We start from the raw sequence: 15,025 nt of genomic DNA, 5'->3' as shown, positions 1-15,025 counted from the left end.
GCTACCCCTTGTAGTTGAAGATCTGGCGCAGCGTGTGCTGAACCTCCACCAGATCCTCCTGGTCCGCCATCACCTGGTCAATGGGCTTGTACGCCTCCGGGTGCTCATCGACCAGCGCGGCGGCCCGGTTCGCGTTCCAGGTGCGGCCGCTCATCGCCTGGGTCAGGGAGGCCACGGACAGCTCCTTCTTCGCCTTGGTACGCGACATACGCCGCCCCGCGCCGTGCGCGCAGGAGTTGTACGACTCGGGGTTACCGCGACCGCGCACGATGTACGACCGGGCGCCCATCGAGCCCGGGATCACGCCCTCGTCACCGGTGTCGGCCTTGATGGCACCCTTGCGGGTGATCCACAGGCTCTTCCCGTAGTGGGTCTCCTGCTGGGTGAAGTTGTGATGACAGTTGATCGTACGCACCCGCTCCCCCTTGCCGACGACCCGGAACAGGGCGTTGATCAGGACCTTGTCCATCCGGGCACGCGAGGCCATGGCGTAGTGCTGCGCCCACAGCATGTCCTCGATGTACGCGGTGAACTCCGGCGTGCTCTGCACGAGGTACGCCAGGTCCGGATCCTCCAGGCCGACGGCCTGCTGCTTCATCAGCTTCTTCGCGCCCGTGATGTGCATCTGGGCGAGCTGGTTGCCGATGCCGCGCGACCCCGAGTGCAGCACGGTCCAGACGTGGTCCCGCTCGTCGAGGCAGACCTCGACGAAGTGGTTGCCGGACCCGAGGGTGCCGAACTGTTCGGCGACCTTCCTGGTCTGCTTCGGGTTGAGGTCTGTGTGCGGTAGCCCGAGGTCGCTGAGTGCGAGGTCGATGGACGGGTCATCGTGCCCCTTGCCGACGCCGGCGGGAATGCGGTGCTCCACCATCGGCATCAGGGCGGCGAGCGTTTCCGGCAGGTCCGCGGCCGTGAGCGAGGTCTCGGTGGCCACCATCCCGCAACCGATGTCCACGCCGACGGCGGCGGGGATGATCGCGTTCTCGGTGGGGATCACCGAGCCGACTGTCGCACCGATGCCGACGTGCGCGTCGGGCATGAGAGCGACGTGGCCGGAGACGAACGGCAGGCGTGCGGTGCGAGCGGCCTGCATGATCGCGCCTTCGTCGATCTCGCTGGCCCACGACAGCAGGTTCGGTGCGGGCTGGTTCGGCATGGGATGAATCTCCTCACTGGTTCTTGATCAGTGTGGCGTGACCAGGTAAGGAAATCCCACCTATTTTATCGAACGGGGAGTTTCGAGAGGTCCGGAGCTCGTCAGGTCAAGGTGGGTACGGCGCCGCACTCAGCCCGCTCCACCCTGACCCCGGGCAGGCCCCTGGCCCACCGACTGGTGATCTCGGCGAGCTGCGCGGCCTGCGGGGGCGTGTGGCCCAGGCCTATGGCGTACCGCGCTGATCGGGGGCCGGTCCCGAACGCGCGCGGCCAGGCGTGGGCGTCCGGCGCTCCGCTCTCTTCCAGGGCGGCGAGCAGTTCCAGCAGCCGCCCCCGCACCCGGCCGAGGGTCGCGTCAAGCTCCTCGGCACGGTCGGCGCTCACGGTCAGCACCGCCCAGGCCGCGTGACGGCGGTGGAGGGGCGGAGGGGCGAGCAGTTCCGCTGAGCGGCCCTTCTCCGTGAGCTCCCATGCCTCATAGAGCTCTTGAGTGATCAGTTCGAGGCCGCCGGGGGTGACCTGGCGGGCGCAGTTGCGTATGGGATCGCTGGGGGTCATCACCGTGATCGGGGCCGGTTCCTGCGGGGCGGAGATGGGGGTGAGGGCGATCGGGTCTCGCCAGTTCCAGGCGGCCCACGTGCTGAAGAAGAGGCCGGGCAGGTCGCCGGCGGGGCGGTCGCTCTCGCGTACGGTGTGCGCGGCCATGACCGTCCAGGCCAGGCCGGGAAGTCCGCCGAACGGGGCCGAGTCCAGGCCGCGTGCCCGCGCCCACGCCTTCACCTGCCGGGCAAGGCGGGCGAAGCGGGCGTGGTCATGGTCGGCGAAGGCGCGGATCGTGTCCGCGTCGCTGACCGCGCTCATGGCGAGCGCGGCCGCCGGACCCATTTCGGCGCGGCGGGCCAGCGCCTGCTCGGAGGAGAGCGCCCCGGTGGAGACCACGGTCAGATCCACGTCCAGGCCGGCCGCGCGGAACCGCAGGCCCGGCACCCGGGCGCCGATCACCTGGCGCAGCCGGGCGGCGGCGGGCAGCGCCGTCCGTACCCGGGCTTCGACCTCGGCCATGTCCGTTTCGCCGGGCAGCGCCGCCACCAGGTCCAGGTCCGCTTCCGGGAGCTCGCAGCCCATGCGCCGGGATCCGGCGACGTACACGATGCCCGGCTGCAGCACCTCACGCAGCCGCCGCTCCACCTGCCCAGCGTCCGAATCCGGCCGGCTTCCCTCGCCGGCCGCAGCCTCGGGCAGCCAGCGGAGCTCCCCCGTTCCCAGGGTGATCAGCGCTCGCGGGCGCATGGGCTCGTCGGCGCGACGGGACAGCAGCACCAGCTCCCCGACCTGCGCCGTCATCCCGTCCAGGCGAGTCGTGGCGAGGTGCTCCGGATCTTCGGCGCGGCCGAGCGTCAGGTGCGGGGTGAAGCCTTCCAGTCGTCCCTTGCAGCGGGGGAAGCGCCGTTCCAGCGCATGTCGTAACCGAGCCCAGGGCTCCGAGCCGTCGGCGGCGGGGTCGAGCCAGACGGTCGCGTCGTCGCGATGCCGGAAGGCACGCACCCCTTCCAGCCGGGCTGTGAAGGGTTCGACCTCGGCGCTCGCCGCTGCCAGCAACGGCGCCGCCGCCTCGAACTCCGACTCCGGCACGAAGCCGAAGAGCAGGTTGACGTGCGGCGGCCAGCGGTCGTGCTGCGGATCGTGCTTGCGGCGGACGTCCTGGATCGGCGGCCACAGGTCCCGCGGCGGTATCCACGCCACCGCCGTACGTGCCGTCGGCGACACGTCGAGCACGTCGTCGCGGTCGCCACCGGTGACGTCAAGGACCGCCTCGACCCCGTAGTGGTCGGAGACGTACAGCCCCTCGGGGGTGGGTGTGTCGCCGTGCAGGGTCGCCGAGATGACCCGGGGCCGTCCACGGAGCAGGACCCGATCCAGGCGCGCGGCCCGACCGGATCGCGAGGAGATCGCCGCCAGCGGGTTGGCCTGCGGGTCGAAGGTGGGGGTCTGGTCGGGCCCGTGCGCCTCCGTCCAGGCGTCGCGGAGGGCGAGCGCGGATGCGGGGGTATCCGTGCCGTCGTTGAAGTCGCCCAGCAGGATCAGGTCGCCGTCCACGCCGGCCAGCCCTTCGGCGATCCGGGCCAGCTCGGCTCGCCGCCTGGCCTCCCCGTCGCTGGAATGGTCGCTGGTCAAGTGAGTGGCGGCGATGACGAGAGCGCCGGTGGCGGTGTCCACGGTGATGGCGGCCACCGCCTTGTGCGGGCCGAGCTCGTGCCGGGCTGCCTCCCGTACGTGCAGCCGGCTGAGCAACAGCAGGCCGCTGTCGTCGACGTCCGAGCCGTTCGGGTCGGTGCCGATGGTGTAGTGGGCGCGTACCCAGGGGGCGGCCATCAACATCGACAGCAGCGCGGGCTCCGCCTCCTGCAGTGCGATGACGTCCGCGTCAGCCTCCTCCAGGGCCGTCAAGAGCAGCGGGCGGCGCCGGGCAGTGTCGATGCGGTCGCTGTCGTAGCGGTCCCACAGCGTGTTCCACGTCAGCACGCGCGGGGCGGCCGTGGGGGGCCTGTGTCCGGAGTGCTCGCGCCCCGAGACGGGCCGCCATCCGCCGGCGGGGTCCCAGGCGTGCGGGGTCCTGGCCGTGAAGAACGGCGGTCGCAGGCGGCGTGGGTCCCGTGCCCGGCCGGCCTCGCAGCTGTCGATGAGGTCCACGCCTGTGGCGCGGTCCCAGACCAGCTCGCCGTCCGCTTCGACGAACAGCACCCGGTGCCAGGGGATGTCGCCGCCCGGCGTGAAAGCGGGCAGCGGGACACGCTTGGGCGCCGCGTCCCGCTGGCCGACTCCCAGGACGAACCGGGACTGGTCGAACCGCGGGTCCCAGCGGACCCGGTGGTAGATCTCCTCGCTGGTACGCATCACGTCTGCTCCCCGTCCAAGGCGCCGTCCACGTCCTCGACCGTTCCGGACACCCCGACATACCAGATGCGATGGGCATGGCCGGGATAGGGCGGTACGAACCGGCGCAACTGCGCGGCGAGCACGTGCGACGGCACCGGATGGGCACGGCGGGCGTTGCGCCGGTGGAGTTCGTCCTCCTCCACCAGCACGACCGCGTGCGTCGTCAGCGCGTCGCGGCGGCGCGCCACAGCGTGGACGAGTGAGCGCTGGTGTTTGTTGAGCGAGGTGGCGTCCCACACCACGCTGCCGCCGGCGGCCAGCGCGGCGTCGAGCCGGTCCAGGCCCTCGCCGAGCACCTCCTGGTTGTCCCGCTGGTCCGCCCGCGAGCCCCTGGCCTGGCGCAGGTCGTCCAGCGAGAGGTACGCGTCGATCCCCGGCAGCCCCGCCGCGAAGGTGCTCTTCCCGCTGCCCGACGGCCCGACCAGATGCACCAGCCGGGGGAACCGCCCGGACCGCCACCGCCAGGTCGCCGCCACGGCCTCCTCCGCCGTGGCGACCCGGCCCCTGGTCCAGGCGTCGCGCGCCTCCGCCCAGCACCGGTCGGCCACCTCGGCGCCGAGCCCGGACAGGGCTTCGCGCAGGCCGGCCCGCAAGGGCTCCAGCGGCGCCGGCCCGAGGAGCCCGGCGTCCTCGGCGTGCAGGGCCGACCATTCGACCTGCTCGCATGCCTGGCCGGCGGCGCCGTCCGCATGCCCGGTCAGCACGGCCGCCGCGACGGCGTGCAGCACGCCCAGGTCGGCGGCGAGTGCCATGTGCGCCAGTCCGGCACGCCGCTCCTCGTCCGGGTACGGCCGGTGGAGGGCGACGTGCAGCCCGGCCAGGTCCGCGACCTGCCGCGCCAGCCGCATGCCCAGCGGCCCCGCCAGCCGGGCCGCCAGCCAGGCCCGCGGCATGGGATGCAGCGCGGCGGCCAGCACGCCCGCCAGCCGGGCATCCCCATGCCGCCCGATCACGTCGAGCCGACCCGCCACCGCCGCCGCGGCCCTGGCAAGGTCCTCTGGGACGGCATCCCCGGCTTCGGCACGGGCGGGATCCGCCACCCTGCCCAGAGCCGGGTCCTCGGCGGCGATGCCCGCGGCGGCCAGCAGGGCGGTCACGTCGGGGTCAGCGCCCGAGCGCACCGACCACAGCGCCGCGGCCGGGCCCAGACCGTTCGGCACGACGGTGGCGTGCATCCAGTGCGTGCCGGTCCGTACGTGCTGCGGCCGCACCCACTTGGCCACCCTCCCCGCGAACTCCTCCCGCGGGAACCCCTCGACGGCCCGCACCACGTAGCCTTCCTGCCGCTCCGTGTCCAGCCGCAACCCCCGCAGCGCCCGCTCGTCGAAGACGCCGCGCCACAGCACCGGCGGCGCCGGAATCCCCAGCTCGCGCAGGAAGGCGACCGCGCGGTCCCAGTCCAGGCACCGATCGCCGGCCCAGACCGAGAACCCGTAGAACCAGCTCTCCAGCTCCTGGTAGGCGATGGAGTGCCGGGCGTACACGTTCTCCCCGCACACCCGCCACCCGGCCGGGAGCCTCGGCCCGATCCGCCCCTGCAGGCCCTTGACCCATGCCTGGGAGGGATGGTGGGCCGAGTCCAGCGACCGGGCGTGCATCCCGTCGGAGTAAAGAGTGGTGTTCTCCCCGTCGAGCTTCTCGGTGACCACGACCTCCTGCCCCCGCAGCCCGGACAGGTCGCCCGCGCGCACGTCGTCCGGGGTCGCACCGGGTGACCAGGGCAGGTGAGGGGTGCGCGGGTAGTGCACGCGCATGATTCCCTCCCCTGACGAGCCTTCGGCCCGGGTCACTGTACAAGTGGCGAGAAAAGCGGATCCATCGAATAAACCCCGCTCAGTTGCATCACTCCCCGGAATACATCCGGTTCAGGTCCACAAGCTCTACGTCCGCGCCCTCGCGCCGCCTCCGCCAAATCGTCGGTGAATCCGGAGCGTGCGAACAGCACCAGCTTGGGCTGCTTGTCGATCCGGGCGTCGGGAAGCAGCGCACGCAGATGCTCCAGCCTCTGAAGCTGGAGACGTCCATGGGCGTGAGGGTGGCCTTGGCCGCACCGATCGCGATGATCCGATCGGTCAGCGCGGAACGACCACAGGGTCGCCGATGTCGAGCAGGGCAGGCAGATCGACCAGCAGAACATCTCCCCTGCGACGTGCCGTACCGACGAGATCCGGCTGGAAACCCTCCATCGAGAAAAGAGCCAAGACCGCCGACGCGGTGCCATGCCCATGTTCTGTCAGCACTTCTTTGAGCCGGTCCAGCCGGTCGAGATCCCCCATGCTCCGTTGGGTGACCGTCGCCTTCGCCTCGCCGATGAGGCTGATAGTCGCCCTCCCTGACCGCTTGTCCAGCGCAATGACGTCGATCTCATGCTTGGCCTGCCCCTTCCTGTCGTTGACGACGGTTCCCGTCACCAGAGCAGCATTTCCCCGCAGGGCCGGGTCAGCCTGTCCCCGGAGCCATGCTCGGGCGCAACTCTCGAAATGCGGTCCCAGAATGCGAACGACAAACGTAGGCCGAGAGCGCTGCCATGCCTCCGCCGACTGTCCGGTCTCGACGAGATCGCGCTGCGGCACAGTGATCAGGTTGTGGAATCGGATGATGGGATCGGCAACCGTGATGACCGGACGCCTTTCCCATAGCGGGTCACTCTCGTACCGCAGATATCCCGCGGCCACCAGCGCGTCGATCGGCCGAGCCATGGACGAGCGCGGCTGCTCCAGCAATCCGCCGATCTTCGCCGGACTGGTGGCCCCATTAGCGACCGCATTGATGATTGCGTAGTGCAACGCGCTGCCGGTGAATTTGGGATCCTCCCGCAGCAGATACTCCGCTGCACTTCCAGAGAAGAGCGCCTGTCGCGGGTCCAGCACGGTCGTGGGAACCCAGGCATCCACTTCCTCGGAGGTCTGCGGAGGGCTCACATTGGACAGATTGCGATAGCCGGGAGCACCGCCGAGAATCGCGTGCACTCGCAAGGCCGCTGCCGGGTCTTCGATTCCCCAGTGCCGTGCCGTGGTGGCCAGATCGAATGGATGGAGCCGGAGATCGATCGCCGCCCGCCCGCGCAGCGCCTTCGTACCGGAGAGCAGTTCGTTCATCACGGACATGGCCGACCCGCAGACAATCACTCGTCCGCCCGTCACGCCCTGACCAGCCTGGGACTGGTCGTAGAGCAGTTGTAGAAGACCAGGCAGTTCCGGGGAGTGTGCCATCCAGTACGGCAACTCATCGATGATGAACACACCCGGCGTCCCTCCTCTGCGGCGACGAGCCGTCAGCTCGATCGCTGTCTGGAGGAGCGACTCCCAACTCGCATCGGCTATCAACTCGGGACCGATACCTGCATAGCGCGCGATCTCTGCAGCCAACCGCCGCCGCGCCGCGACAACGCTCTCCTCCGCTACAGCCGAGACATAAAGCCCGTCGGCGGCCTCCGCGAGCGCACGGAGCAGGAAACTCTTTCCGATCCGGCGCCGCCCGGAAACGACGCCGAGTCGGAGGTGAGGGTCTGGGTGCTGTACGAACTGGGCCAGCGTGGCCCACTCGGCATCACGGGACAGGACTCTCGAGGGCTTCGGCATGAGCGTCACCTAATTAGTATGCTCCAAGTCATACTAATTAGGAAACACCAGCCACGGTGGAAGTGACATCGCTTGCGGCTCTCCAGCCCGCCGATACGCCACTTCACCGCGGCACTCCCGCGCGGTGGGCACGGGCGATCACCTCCTCGGGCTCGCGGTGGAGGTGGTCGGCCTGGCGGGCCGCCGCCGACAGTGGGTCGGGCCTGGTCTCACCCACGACCAAGGCCACGCGTGTCCGAAGCGGAGCAGGGCCCTGCCAATCGACCACTTGGGGTGGTGGCCGATCTCAGATTGTCGGTGCGGCCCGCCACCATTACAACACCGCCGTGCCAAGGGCCTTCGCGCTGGCAGCGAAGGTCACCGGGGTGCCGTTCACGCCGGACATGCTCGGCCGCCCGATGCTCGTGGGATCCATCGCTGCGGTTTGACCCGGCTACCTTCTGCTCGCTGATCCACCCCTTTTGGATGTCGTACGTCTCAGCGATGTACTCCGGGTTGCCGTGATTTCACCAGCGTGCGCTACATGGTTGTCCCGCCTGAGACGTCGAGGCGGTGTCCGGTGATGTAGCGGCTGTCGTCGGAGGCCAGGAAGGCGACGGTGTCGGCCACGTCCTCCGGGGTGCCCAGCCGCCCAAGGGCGGTCTGCGACGACAGCCAGGTCAACGCCTCGCCGACCAGGCGTCCTTCGTGCATGTCGGTGTCGATGACGCCGGGGGCCACGATGTTGACCGTGATGCCGCGTGGCCCGAGCTGCTTGGCCAGCGCGGCGGTGAGGACGTCGAGTGCGGCCTTGGACATGGCGTAGTCGATCGCCCTGGGCATGGCCGCTCCTCGGGTCAGCATGGTGCCCACGGTGATGATCCGGCCGCTGTCGCGCAGCCGTGGCAGGGCTTGCTGGGTGATGAAGAACGGGGCGGTGGTGTTGACCGCGAACAGGTGCTCGAAGCCTTGCCGGGTGACGCCGTCGATCTCGGCCTGGCCTCCGAGGATGCCCGCGTTGTTGACCAGGATGTCCAGCCCGTCGGCGTGGGCGTCGAAGCCGGCCCACAGGGCTTCGGCGTCGCCCGGCGCGCCCAGCTCGGCCTGGATGGCGAAGGCCTGTCCGCCGGCCGCTTCGATGGTGGCGACGGTGTCCTTGGCGGCGGCGTGGTTGCTGCCGTAGTGCACGGCGACGCGGGCGCCTTCGCGGGCCAGCCGGGTGGCGATCGCGCGGCCGATGCCCCGGCTGGCGCCGGTCACCAACGCCGTCTTTCCGGTCAATGTCATCATGATCACGCCTTTCGTCATGCGGTGTAGGGGGTGGTCGCTTTGGCGTCGCGCAGGATCCGCGCCCACCACGTCACTTGGTCGAGAAGGGTCTTGGCGGCCGTGGCCGGTCCGACGGAGTCCTTCGGCTGCCCGTCGTTGTCGAAGCACTCCCAGGCGCCGTAGAAGCTGACGGTGTCCCGGGTGGTGACGGCGTGCAGCTCGGCGAAGACGGCACGCAGGTGCTCCACCGCGCGCAGGCCCCCGGAGATGCCGCCGTAGGAGACGAACGCCACCGGCTTGGCATGGAACTGCTGGTTGTGCCAGTCGATGGCGTTCTTCAGCGCGGCCGGGTAGCTGTGGTTGTACTCGGGAGTCACCACCACGAACGCGTCGGCGGCCGCCAGCCGCGGAGTCAGTGCCCCCAGGGCTTTCAGCACCGGCTCCGGCACGGACATCGACGGGGCCGCGGCCCCGATCGGCACGTCGGCCAGATCGATCACGTCGACGTCGAGGTCAGGGCGCGCTGTGGCCTGGCCGGCGAACCAGGTGGCCACGGTCGGGCCGAGGCGCCCGTCACGGACGCTGCCGACGATGACGGCCAGCCGCAGCGGGTCATCGGTCACGGGTGTTCTCCCTTCATGGCGGCGGCCTGTCGCAGGGCCGCCAGCAGTGTGGTCTCGCTCTGGGATCCGGTGAGCGGGGGCAGGTCCTCGATGAGGAAGACCGGCACGCCGGAGGTCTGTTCCAGGACGGCGAGCAGCGGCTGTCCCTCGGTGGAGGCGCCCGGAGCGAGTTCGAAGGGCAGGAACTCCACCGCCACCTCAATGCCCTCGGCCCTGATCCGGTCGGCGGCGCGGGCGAAGCGGGTGTAGCCGAGGTAGGAGTGCACGCAGATGACATCCACCACGAGCTGGGCTTTCACGCTATGCGGCATGAGTCCCTGCCTCACGCGGCCGCGGTGGCGGGTTCGGCCGACGGGGTCCGGTCACGCAGGGGGACCTCGCGGACGAACCAGGCCAGCGCGAAGGCGAGGACGCCCAGCGCGGCCGCGCCGAGGGCCATGGCGTGGATGCCGCTGGAGACGGCGAGGTGAACCGCCTCCCGGGTGGCGGCCGGAAGGTGGGCGAGCGCGCCGGGGGTCAGCTGGCCGGAGGCGATCCGGGTGCCGTCGGCTGCGCCGAGGCGGTCGATGAGGGTGTCCTGCAGCCGGGCGGTGTACAGGGCGCCGAGGGCGGCCACGCCCAGCGAGGCACCCATGGTGTGCCAGAGGGTGACCGAACCGCTGGCCGCCCCCATGTCGCGCGGCTCGGCACTGTTGATGGTGATGATCGTGGTGGACTGCATCAGCAGGCCCACGCCCAGGCCGCCGATCAGCGTGAGACCGGAGGCGAGTGCCAGGTTGGTACCGGGCCGCAGCATGAGCAGCACGAGCATGCCGACGGTCACGGTGGCGCCGCCGAGGATCGGGTAGATCCGGTAGCGGCCGGTGCTGCTGATGAGCCGGCCGGTGCCGATCAGCACGGCGACCATGCCCAGCATGGAGGGCAGGATCAGCATGCCGCTGGCGACCGGTGAGACGCCCTGCACCAGCTGCATGTACTGCGGCAGGAAGGTGGCCGCGACCACCATGCCGACACCACCCAGGAAGCGGATGACCTGGGCGAGGGTGAAATTGCGGTCGGCGAACAACCGCAGCGGGACGATCGGTTCGGCCGCACGCCGCTCTGCGAACACCAAGGCGACCAGCGCCGCCGACCCGATCAGCAACAGCCCGAGAATCGGAGTCGAACCCCAGGCATACCGGGTGCCGCCCCAGCTGGCGACCAGACTCAGCGCCACCAGCGCCGCCGTCAGCAGCAACGCCCCCAGGTAGTCGATCCGCGCTCTGATCCGGCGCGGCTCCAGCCGTACGGCGGCGCCGATGAGCAGCAGGGCGACCGCCCCAATGGGGAGATTGACGAAGAACGCCCACCGCCAGCCCAGTTGCTCGGCGAACAGGCCGCCGAGCAACGGCCCGGCGATGAAGGCGATCGGCATCATCGTCCCGAACAGCCCCATGAGCCTGCCGCTGTGCCGGGGCGGCACCAGTTCGCCGATCAGCGCCAGAGCCCCGGTCATCAGGCCTCCCGCGCCCAGCCCCTGCACCATCCGGAAGCCGACGAGCTGGATCATGTCCTGCGCCACCCCCGACAGGCCCGATCCCAGCAGGAAGACCACGATCGAGGCCGTGTAGACCGGCTTGCGGCCGTACAGGTCGCCGAGTTTCCCCCAGATCGGGGTCGCGGCGGCCATGCAGATCAGGTAGGCCGTGGCCACCCAGGAGAAGTACTCCAGGCCGCCGAGATCCCGCACGATCGCGGGCAGTGCGGGCCCGAGCATCATGCCGTCCAGCGGGGCTGTGATCATGCCGAGCAGCACCCCGATCACGCCCGTGCGAAGCGATCGATCCACGCGTCCCCTCCATTCGCGTACTGCGTACTCGAAATGGGACCATAGCCATTCAGGTACCATGTACGCAAATAGGGAGAGGGGCACAGGTGGCCGACGAGGAACCGACCAGCATCTGGATGCGGCCAGAGCGGCAAGAACGCTCAGGGCCGGGACGGCGCCCCGGCTACAGCCGCGCGCAGGTCACCCGGACGGCCGTCCAGATCGCCGACGCCGAGGGGGTGGAGGCCGCGACCATGCGGCGGATCGCCTGCGAGCTGGGCACCGGCGCCATGTCGCTCTACCGCTACGTGCCCCGGCGCGACGACCTGTTCGACCTCATGATCGACCTGGCGATGGGCGAGCTCGAGCTTCCCGGCAGCCCCTCCGGTGACTGGCGAGGCGACCTGACGCTCCTGGCCCGGCAGATCCGCGCCGCGGGCCTACGTCATCCCTGGCTGATCGCGCTGCTCACCAGCCGGCCGACCCTGGGCCCCAGTCTGCTGCGCGCGCATGAGTTCGCGCTCGGCGCGTTCGACGGGATCGGACTCGACATCGACGACGTCACCGGCTTCGTCGGCATGCTCAACGACTACGTCAACAGCGCGGTCCGCCGCGAGATCGGCTGGCTGGAAGAGGCCCGCCGCACCGGCCTGGACCCCGAGCGCTGGAAGCGCGACTACATCGGGCCGTACGTGCGCCAGGTCGTCGAATCCGGCGCCTTCCCGCTGTTCAGCCGGTCAGTTCTCGACTCACGCACCGCCCATCTCACCCCCGACGAGCGCTTCCAGCACGGGCTCGACCGCATCCTCGACGCCATCGCCGCGCTCATCACATCGCCCCGCTCCGGCTGACCAGGAAGGCAGTTCCGCTCCCGCGCAGGAGCAGGGGGATGTGCACGAACGGACCGACCTTCGAACGCTTCCTCCGCCGACAGCCGTCACTGGTGCCCCTGAACGCAGACGCGCCCGACCCTACATGCGTGATCACTCTCTAGGCGGCAGTGCTCTCGTAGTCACGGTAACCGTCCTCGATGCCGGTCAAGATCCTCTCCAGCCGGAAATAGGGCGTCGCGAACAGGACGCTGTCGCGCAGTGCCTCGAAAAGGTGGTTCCATGTCCGCAGTTCGGAGGTCTCGGCGATCAACAGGTCACTGCAGTCGGCAGTGAACGACTCCGTGTCGATCCACCTCACCTGCACGTCCCGATGGGCACTCAGCACCGGCTCGAGTGAGGCCACGACGGCGCGGCGCTGCCCGCGGTCGAGGGCGAGCCAGGCCGGCAGGGCAGTCAGCTGCACGACGATCACCCAGCGCATTTCTGTAGCACTCGCTTCACTCATGATTCCGGACTATACATGTAGCGACTGGTACAGTAAAAGCATGGCTCGACCGATCGACAGCGCCCGCCGCGCCGACCTGCTCGACGCCACGATGCGCTACGCCGCCGAGCACGGGGTGGCCACGCTCTCCCTACGCCCGCTCGCGACCGCGCTGGGTACGAGCTCCCGCATGCTCATCCACTACTTCGGCAGCAAAGAGGAGCTCGTCGTCCAGGCGCTCGCCACGGCACGACCCGACATCCCCGCCCTGCTCGCCGAACGGCAGCAAGCCGGTCACTCGCCCGCCGAGATCGCCACCGCTCTGTGGCGCGACCTCACGACCGGTGGCGAGCAGGAGCCGCGCACCCGCCTGCTTCTTGAAGTGATGGCGCTCGCCGTCACCCAGCCCCACCTCTACGGCCGGCACGCGGCCGACGCCGTCAACCAGTGGGTCACCCCGCTCGCGCACAGCCTGCATACGGCGGGCCGCGACCGGCGAGACGCCCAAGCGAGGGCGACGATGCTGGTCAGCGGCCTGCGCGGGCTCGCCCTGGACCGCTACGTCACCGGCGACCGGCAACGCACGGACGACGCCGCCCACCTGCTCATCCGCACCGCGACCGCGGACAGTGACTAATCCACCCAGGGAGCAGCCGCATGCGCCGGCAGGTCCACTCGGAAGAACCGCTGTACGCCGGCCGCTGGCTCGATGTACGCGTGGCCGATGTGGAGCTTCCGGACGGAAGACATCTCGATCACCGGCTCATCCGCACCGCGCCGGGAGCCGGCGCAGTGGTCATCGATGAGCAGAACCGCGTGCTGCTGATCTGGCGGCACCGCTTCATCACCGACACCTGGGGCTGGGAGATCCCGATCGGCAAGATCGATGACGGCGAGGAACCCCACCAATGGCATCTCCGACTCCGAGCACCACATCTTCCGCGCCGACAGCGCCGAGTACATCGGGCCGCCCACCGAAGCATGGGAAGCCGAGCGCATCGAACGGGTACCGCTCGGCGACGTCCGCCGCCTGATCGACAATCGCGACATCGTCAGCGGCACCAGCATGAACGCACTGCTCCACCTCCTCAGCGCAGTCAGCTGAACGGTGCCGAAGGCCGACTGAAGCCATGACACGGTGCATCCCGCAGCGACTCACGTCGGCACAGACCAAGACCATGCCAACGCATTGTCGATTCGCGCCGGTCGGACGTCGGGGCAGAGGTCTTCCTCTTCGATGCGGTCGCCGCAACCGGCAGCCGCGCGTGCGGCGTATTCGGCATCCAGGTCAATACTGGGGTTGAGCAGGCGGACGGCGGCGGAGCTACTTGCTCCGCCGCCAGACGCACAGCGTTTCTCCTGGCCGGGCCCGCGAGCGCGTCCCCCGTGTCAGACCCGGGCAGCGCTGAGTTCGGTGAGCAGGGCGTCGAGCACGTGCATGGCGCGCCATGCCTTGGTCATGCCGAACTGCGCGGAGAACCGTACGACGGCACGAGCCTCCTCCGGTGTGGCGCCGGCGCCCAGGGCGCGCGTCAGGTGGGCGCGGAAGCTCTCCTGCAAGGTCTGGAAGAGCACGTCAACGGTCATCGTGATGAACGCGCGCTCACGGACCGACAGCAGCCGCATGTCGGCGCGCATCCGTGACTGCAGGTCCATGTAGATGCCGAACGGCGCGTCGAGGGCGGCCACAGCCTGCCGCATCGGCTCGGGGAGCGGGCTGCCCGAGCCGTTGGCGTTCACCTCGTGGCCCTGGCCGGTGGGGGCGGGCACGGCGTGCTCCCGCTCCAGCTCGATCAGGCGGGTGAGCGCCGCCAGGGCGGCGGGGTAGCCGCTGTCGTAAGCGACGAAGCGGAGCAGTTCGCGCAGGTCGTCGGCCGACAAGCCGCAGTCGACCGCCCTCGCCACGTGCTGTTGGAAGGGCAGGCCGAGGGTCTGCTGACAGACGTCGGCGGTGAGGCACAGCAGGACCTTCTCGCGCGTGGTCAGCTCCGGGATCTCTTCCCAGAGCAGGCGGTCGGTGGCGGCGCTCATCTCAGCGAACACCGGATCCAATGCCTTCACCTGGTTCTCCATGGGAAATTCTCCTTATGAAAACGACTGTAGCGCTACGAGCGTAACGCAACAGTCGTTCACCTACAACACGGAGCCATGGCATGAGACCGTTACTGTTCATCAACCACAAGCCCTCCTTTCGCCTTGGCCACGAGCATGAGCGTGAACTGCAGGCCCTTCAGGCAGCGAAGCTGATCGAGGAGGTGCTCGCTGATCGGAATCTGCACGTGGTGGTGGCCGGAGACTTCGACGCGCCGCCAGAGGCGGGCAGCATCCGCTTCTGGAGCGGCCCGCAATAAGAACGG

General features: G+C 69.7%; 14 protein-coding genes and 1 pseudogene. 4 read left to right on the top strand and 11 right to left on the bottom strand.

Features of this window, described 5'->3' with window-relative positions:
• Position 1 precedes the first annotated feature (1 nt).
• The 9 genes from ABN273_RS10565 to ABN273_RS10525 all read right to left on the bottom strand — a co-directional run bounded on the left by ABN273_RS10565 (position 2) and on the right by ABN273_RS10525 (position 11,372).
• Positions 2-1,156 (bottom strand): RtcB family protein, encoded by a 1,155-nt coding sequence (locus ABN273_RS10565; protein WP_349448500.1) that lies wholly within the window; start codon positions 1,154-1,156, stop codon positions 2-4.
• Positions 1,157-1,257: 101 nt separating this feature from the next.
• The gene (locus tag ABN273_RS10560; RefSeq protein WP_349448628.1) at positions 1,258-4,050 is read right to left on the bottom strand and encodes an RNA repair domain-containing protein; all 2,793 of its coding nucleotides are present in this window, start codon (positions 4,048-4,050) and stop codon (positions 1,258-1,260) included.
• On the bottom strand, positions 4,050-5,846 hold the full coding sequence (locus ABN273_RS10555; protein ID WP_349448499.1) for an RNA ligase family protein: 1,797 nt from the start codon (positions 5,844-5,846) through the stop codon (positions 4,050-4,052). The genes ABN273_RS10560 and ABN273_RS10555 overlap by 1 nt, the downstream gene beginning before the upstream one ends.
• A gap of 318 nt (positions 5,847-6,164) precedes the next feature.
• Positions 6,165-7,673, bottom strand: a complete 1,509-nt coding sequence (locus ABN273_RS10550) for an AAA family ATPase (RefSeq protein ID WP_349448627.1) — start codon at positions 7,671-7,673, stop codon at positions 6,165-6,167.
• Between the two features lie 103 nt (positions 7,674-7,776).
• Positions 7,777-7,902 (bottom strand): hypothetical protein, encoded by a 126-nt coding sequence (locus tag ABN273_RS10545; RefSeq protein ID WP_349448498.1) that lies wholly within the window; start codon positions 7,900-7,902, stop codon positions 7,777-7,779.
• A gap of 290 nt (positions 7,903-8,192) precedes the next feature.
• A complete protein-coding gene (locus ABN273_RS10540) occupies positions 8,193-8,942 on the bottom strand; it encodes an SDR family oxidoreductase (RefSeq protein WP_349448497.1) in 750 nt (249 codons plus the stop codon).
• A gap of 14 nt (positions 8,943-8,956) precedes the next feature.
• Positions 8,957-9,544, bottom strand: a complete 588-nt coding sequence (locus ABN273_RS10535) for an NADPH-dependent FMN reductase (protein WP_349448496.1) — start codon at positions 9,542-9,544, stop codon at positions 8,957-8,959.
• The gene (locus ABN273_RS10530) at positions 9,541-9,843 is read right to left on the bottom strand and encodes a hypothetical protein (protein WP_349448495.1); all 303 of its coding nucleotides are present in this window, start codon (positions 9,841-9,843) and stop codon (positions 9,541-9,543) included. Before ABN273_RS10530 ends, ABN273_RS10535 begins: the two co-directional genes overlap by 4 nt.
• Before the next feature lie 23 nt (positions 9,844-9,866).
• Positions 9,867-11,372 (bottom strand): MDR family MFS transporter, encoded by a 1,506-nt coding sequence (locus ABN273_RS10525; RefSeq protein WP_349448494.1) that lies wholly within the window; start codon positions 11,370-11,372, stop codon positions 9,867-9,869.
• Between the two features lie 86 nt (positions 11,373-11,458).
• Here ABN273_RS10525 and ABN273_RS10520 point away from each other — a divergent pair, with 86 nt between their 5' ends.
• Positions 11,459-12,202 (top strand): TetR/AcrR family transcriptional regulator, encoded by a 744-nt coding sequence (locus ABN273_RS10520; RefSeq protein ID WP_349448493.1) that lies wholly within the window; start codon positions 11,459-11,461, stop codon positions 12,200-12,202.
• A 139-nt stretch (positions 12,203-12,341) separates the two neighbouring features.
• Here ABN273_RS10520 and ABN273_RS10515 read toward each other — a convergent pair whose 3' ends face one another.
• A complete protein-coding gene (locus ABN273_RS10515; RefSeq protein WP_349448492.1) occupies positions 12,342-12,689 on the bottom strand; it encodes a darcynin family protein in 348 nt (115 codons plus the stop codon).
• 40 nt (positions 12,690-12,729) lie between these two features.
• On the opposite strand from ABN273_RS10515, the gene ABN273_RS10510 reads away from it, so the two are divergent.
• Both ABN273_RS10510 and ABN273_RS10505 read left to right on the top strand, forming a co-directional pair.
• Positions 12,730-13,305: a TetR/AcrR family transcriptional regulator gene (locus ABN273_RS10510; RefSeq protein ID WP_349448491.1), complete on the top strand. Its 576-nt coding sequence runs from the start codon at positions 12,730-12,732 to the stop codon at positions 13,303-13,305.
• 20 nt (positions 13,306-13,325) lie between these two features.
• Positions 13,326-13,773 (top strand): annotated as a pseudogene (locus ABN273_RS10505) (NUDIX hydrolase).
• A gap of 284 nt (positions 13,774-14,057) precedes the next feature.
• On the opposite strand, the gene ABN273_RS10500 reads toward ABN273_RS10505, so the two are convergent.
• A complete protein-coding gene (locus tag ABN273_RS10500; protein WP_349448490.1) occupies positions 14,058-14,741 on the bottom strand; it encodes a carboxymuconolactone decarboxylase family protein in 684 nt (227 codons plus the stop codon).
• An 80-nt stretch (positions 14,742-14,821) separates the two neighbouring features.
• On the opposite strand from ABN273_RS10500, the gene ABN273_RS10495 reads away from it, so the two are divergent.
• Complete coding sequence (locus ABN273_RS10495; protein WP_349448489.1) at positions 14,822-15,019, top strand: hypothetical protein; 198 nt, start codon at positions 14,822-14,824, stop codon at positions 15,017-15,019.
• Positions 15,020-15,025: the final 6 nt, after the last annotated feature.

The sequence above is a fragment of the Nonomuraea sp. B19D2 genome (assembly GCF_040137845.1).
In the GTDB taxonomy this organism is placed as follows: domain Bacteria; phylum Actinomycetota; class Actinomycetes; order Streptosporangiales; family Streptosporangiaceae; genus Nonomuraea.
The sequence above is the reverse complement of the archived record's forward strand: the minus strand, read 5'-3'. Positions and strand labels throughout refer to the sequence as shown.

What these genes read in the sequence shown, in the direction of transcription:
- ABN273_RS10540 (WP_349448497.1), bottom strand. Translation starts at nt 8,942, where the DNA reads ATGATGACATTGACCGGAAAGACGGCGTTGGTGACCGGCGCCAGCCGG.
- ABN273_RS10560 (WP_349448628.1), bottom strand. Translation starts at nt 4,050, where the DNA reads ATGCGTACCAGCGAGGAGATCTACCACCGGGTCCGCTGGGACCCGCGG.
- ABN273_RS10550 (WP_349448627.1), bottom strand. Translation starts at nt 7,673, where the DNA reads ATGCCGAAGCCCTCGAGAGTCCTGTCCCGTGATGCCGAGTGGGCCACG.
- ABN273_RS10510 (WP_349448491.1), top strand. Translation starts at nt 12,730, where the DNA reads ATGGCTCGACCGATCGACAGCGCCCGCCGCGCCGACCTGCTCGACGCC.
- ABN273_RS10500 (WP_349448490.1), bottom strand. Translation starts at nt 14,741, where the DNA reads ATGGAGAACCAGGTGAAGGCATTGGATCCGGTGTTCGCTGAGATGAGC.
- ABN273_RS10515 (WP_349448492.1), bottom strand. Translation starts at nt 12,689, where the DNA reads ATGAGTGAAGCGAGTGCTACAGAAATGCGCTGGGTGATCGTCGTGCAG.
- ABN273_RS10555 (WP_349448499.1), bottom strand. Translation starts at nt 5,846, where the DNA reads ATGCGCGTGCACTACCCGCGCACCCCTCACCTGCCCTGGTCACCCGGT.
- ABN273_RS10565 (WP_349448500.1), bottom strand. Translation starts at nt 1,156, where the DNA reads ATGCCGAACCAGCCCGCACCGAACCTGCTGTCGTGGGCCAGCGAGATC.
- ABN273_RS10495 (WP_349448489.1), top strand. Translation starts at nt 14,822, where the DNA reads ATGAGACCGTTACTGTTCATCAACCACAAGCCCTCCTTTCGCCTTGGC.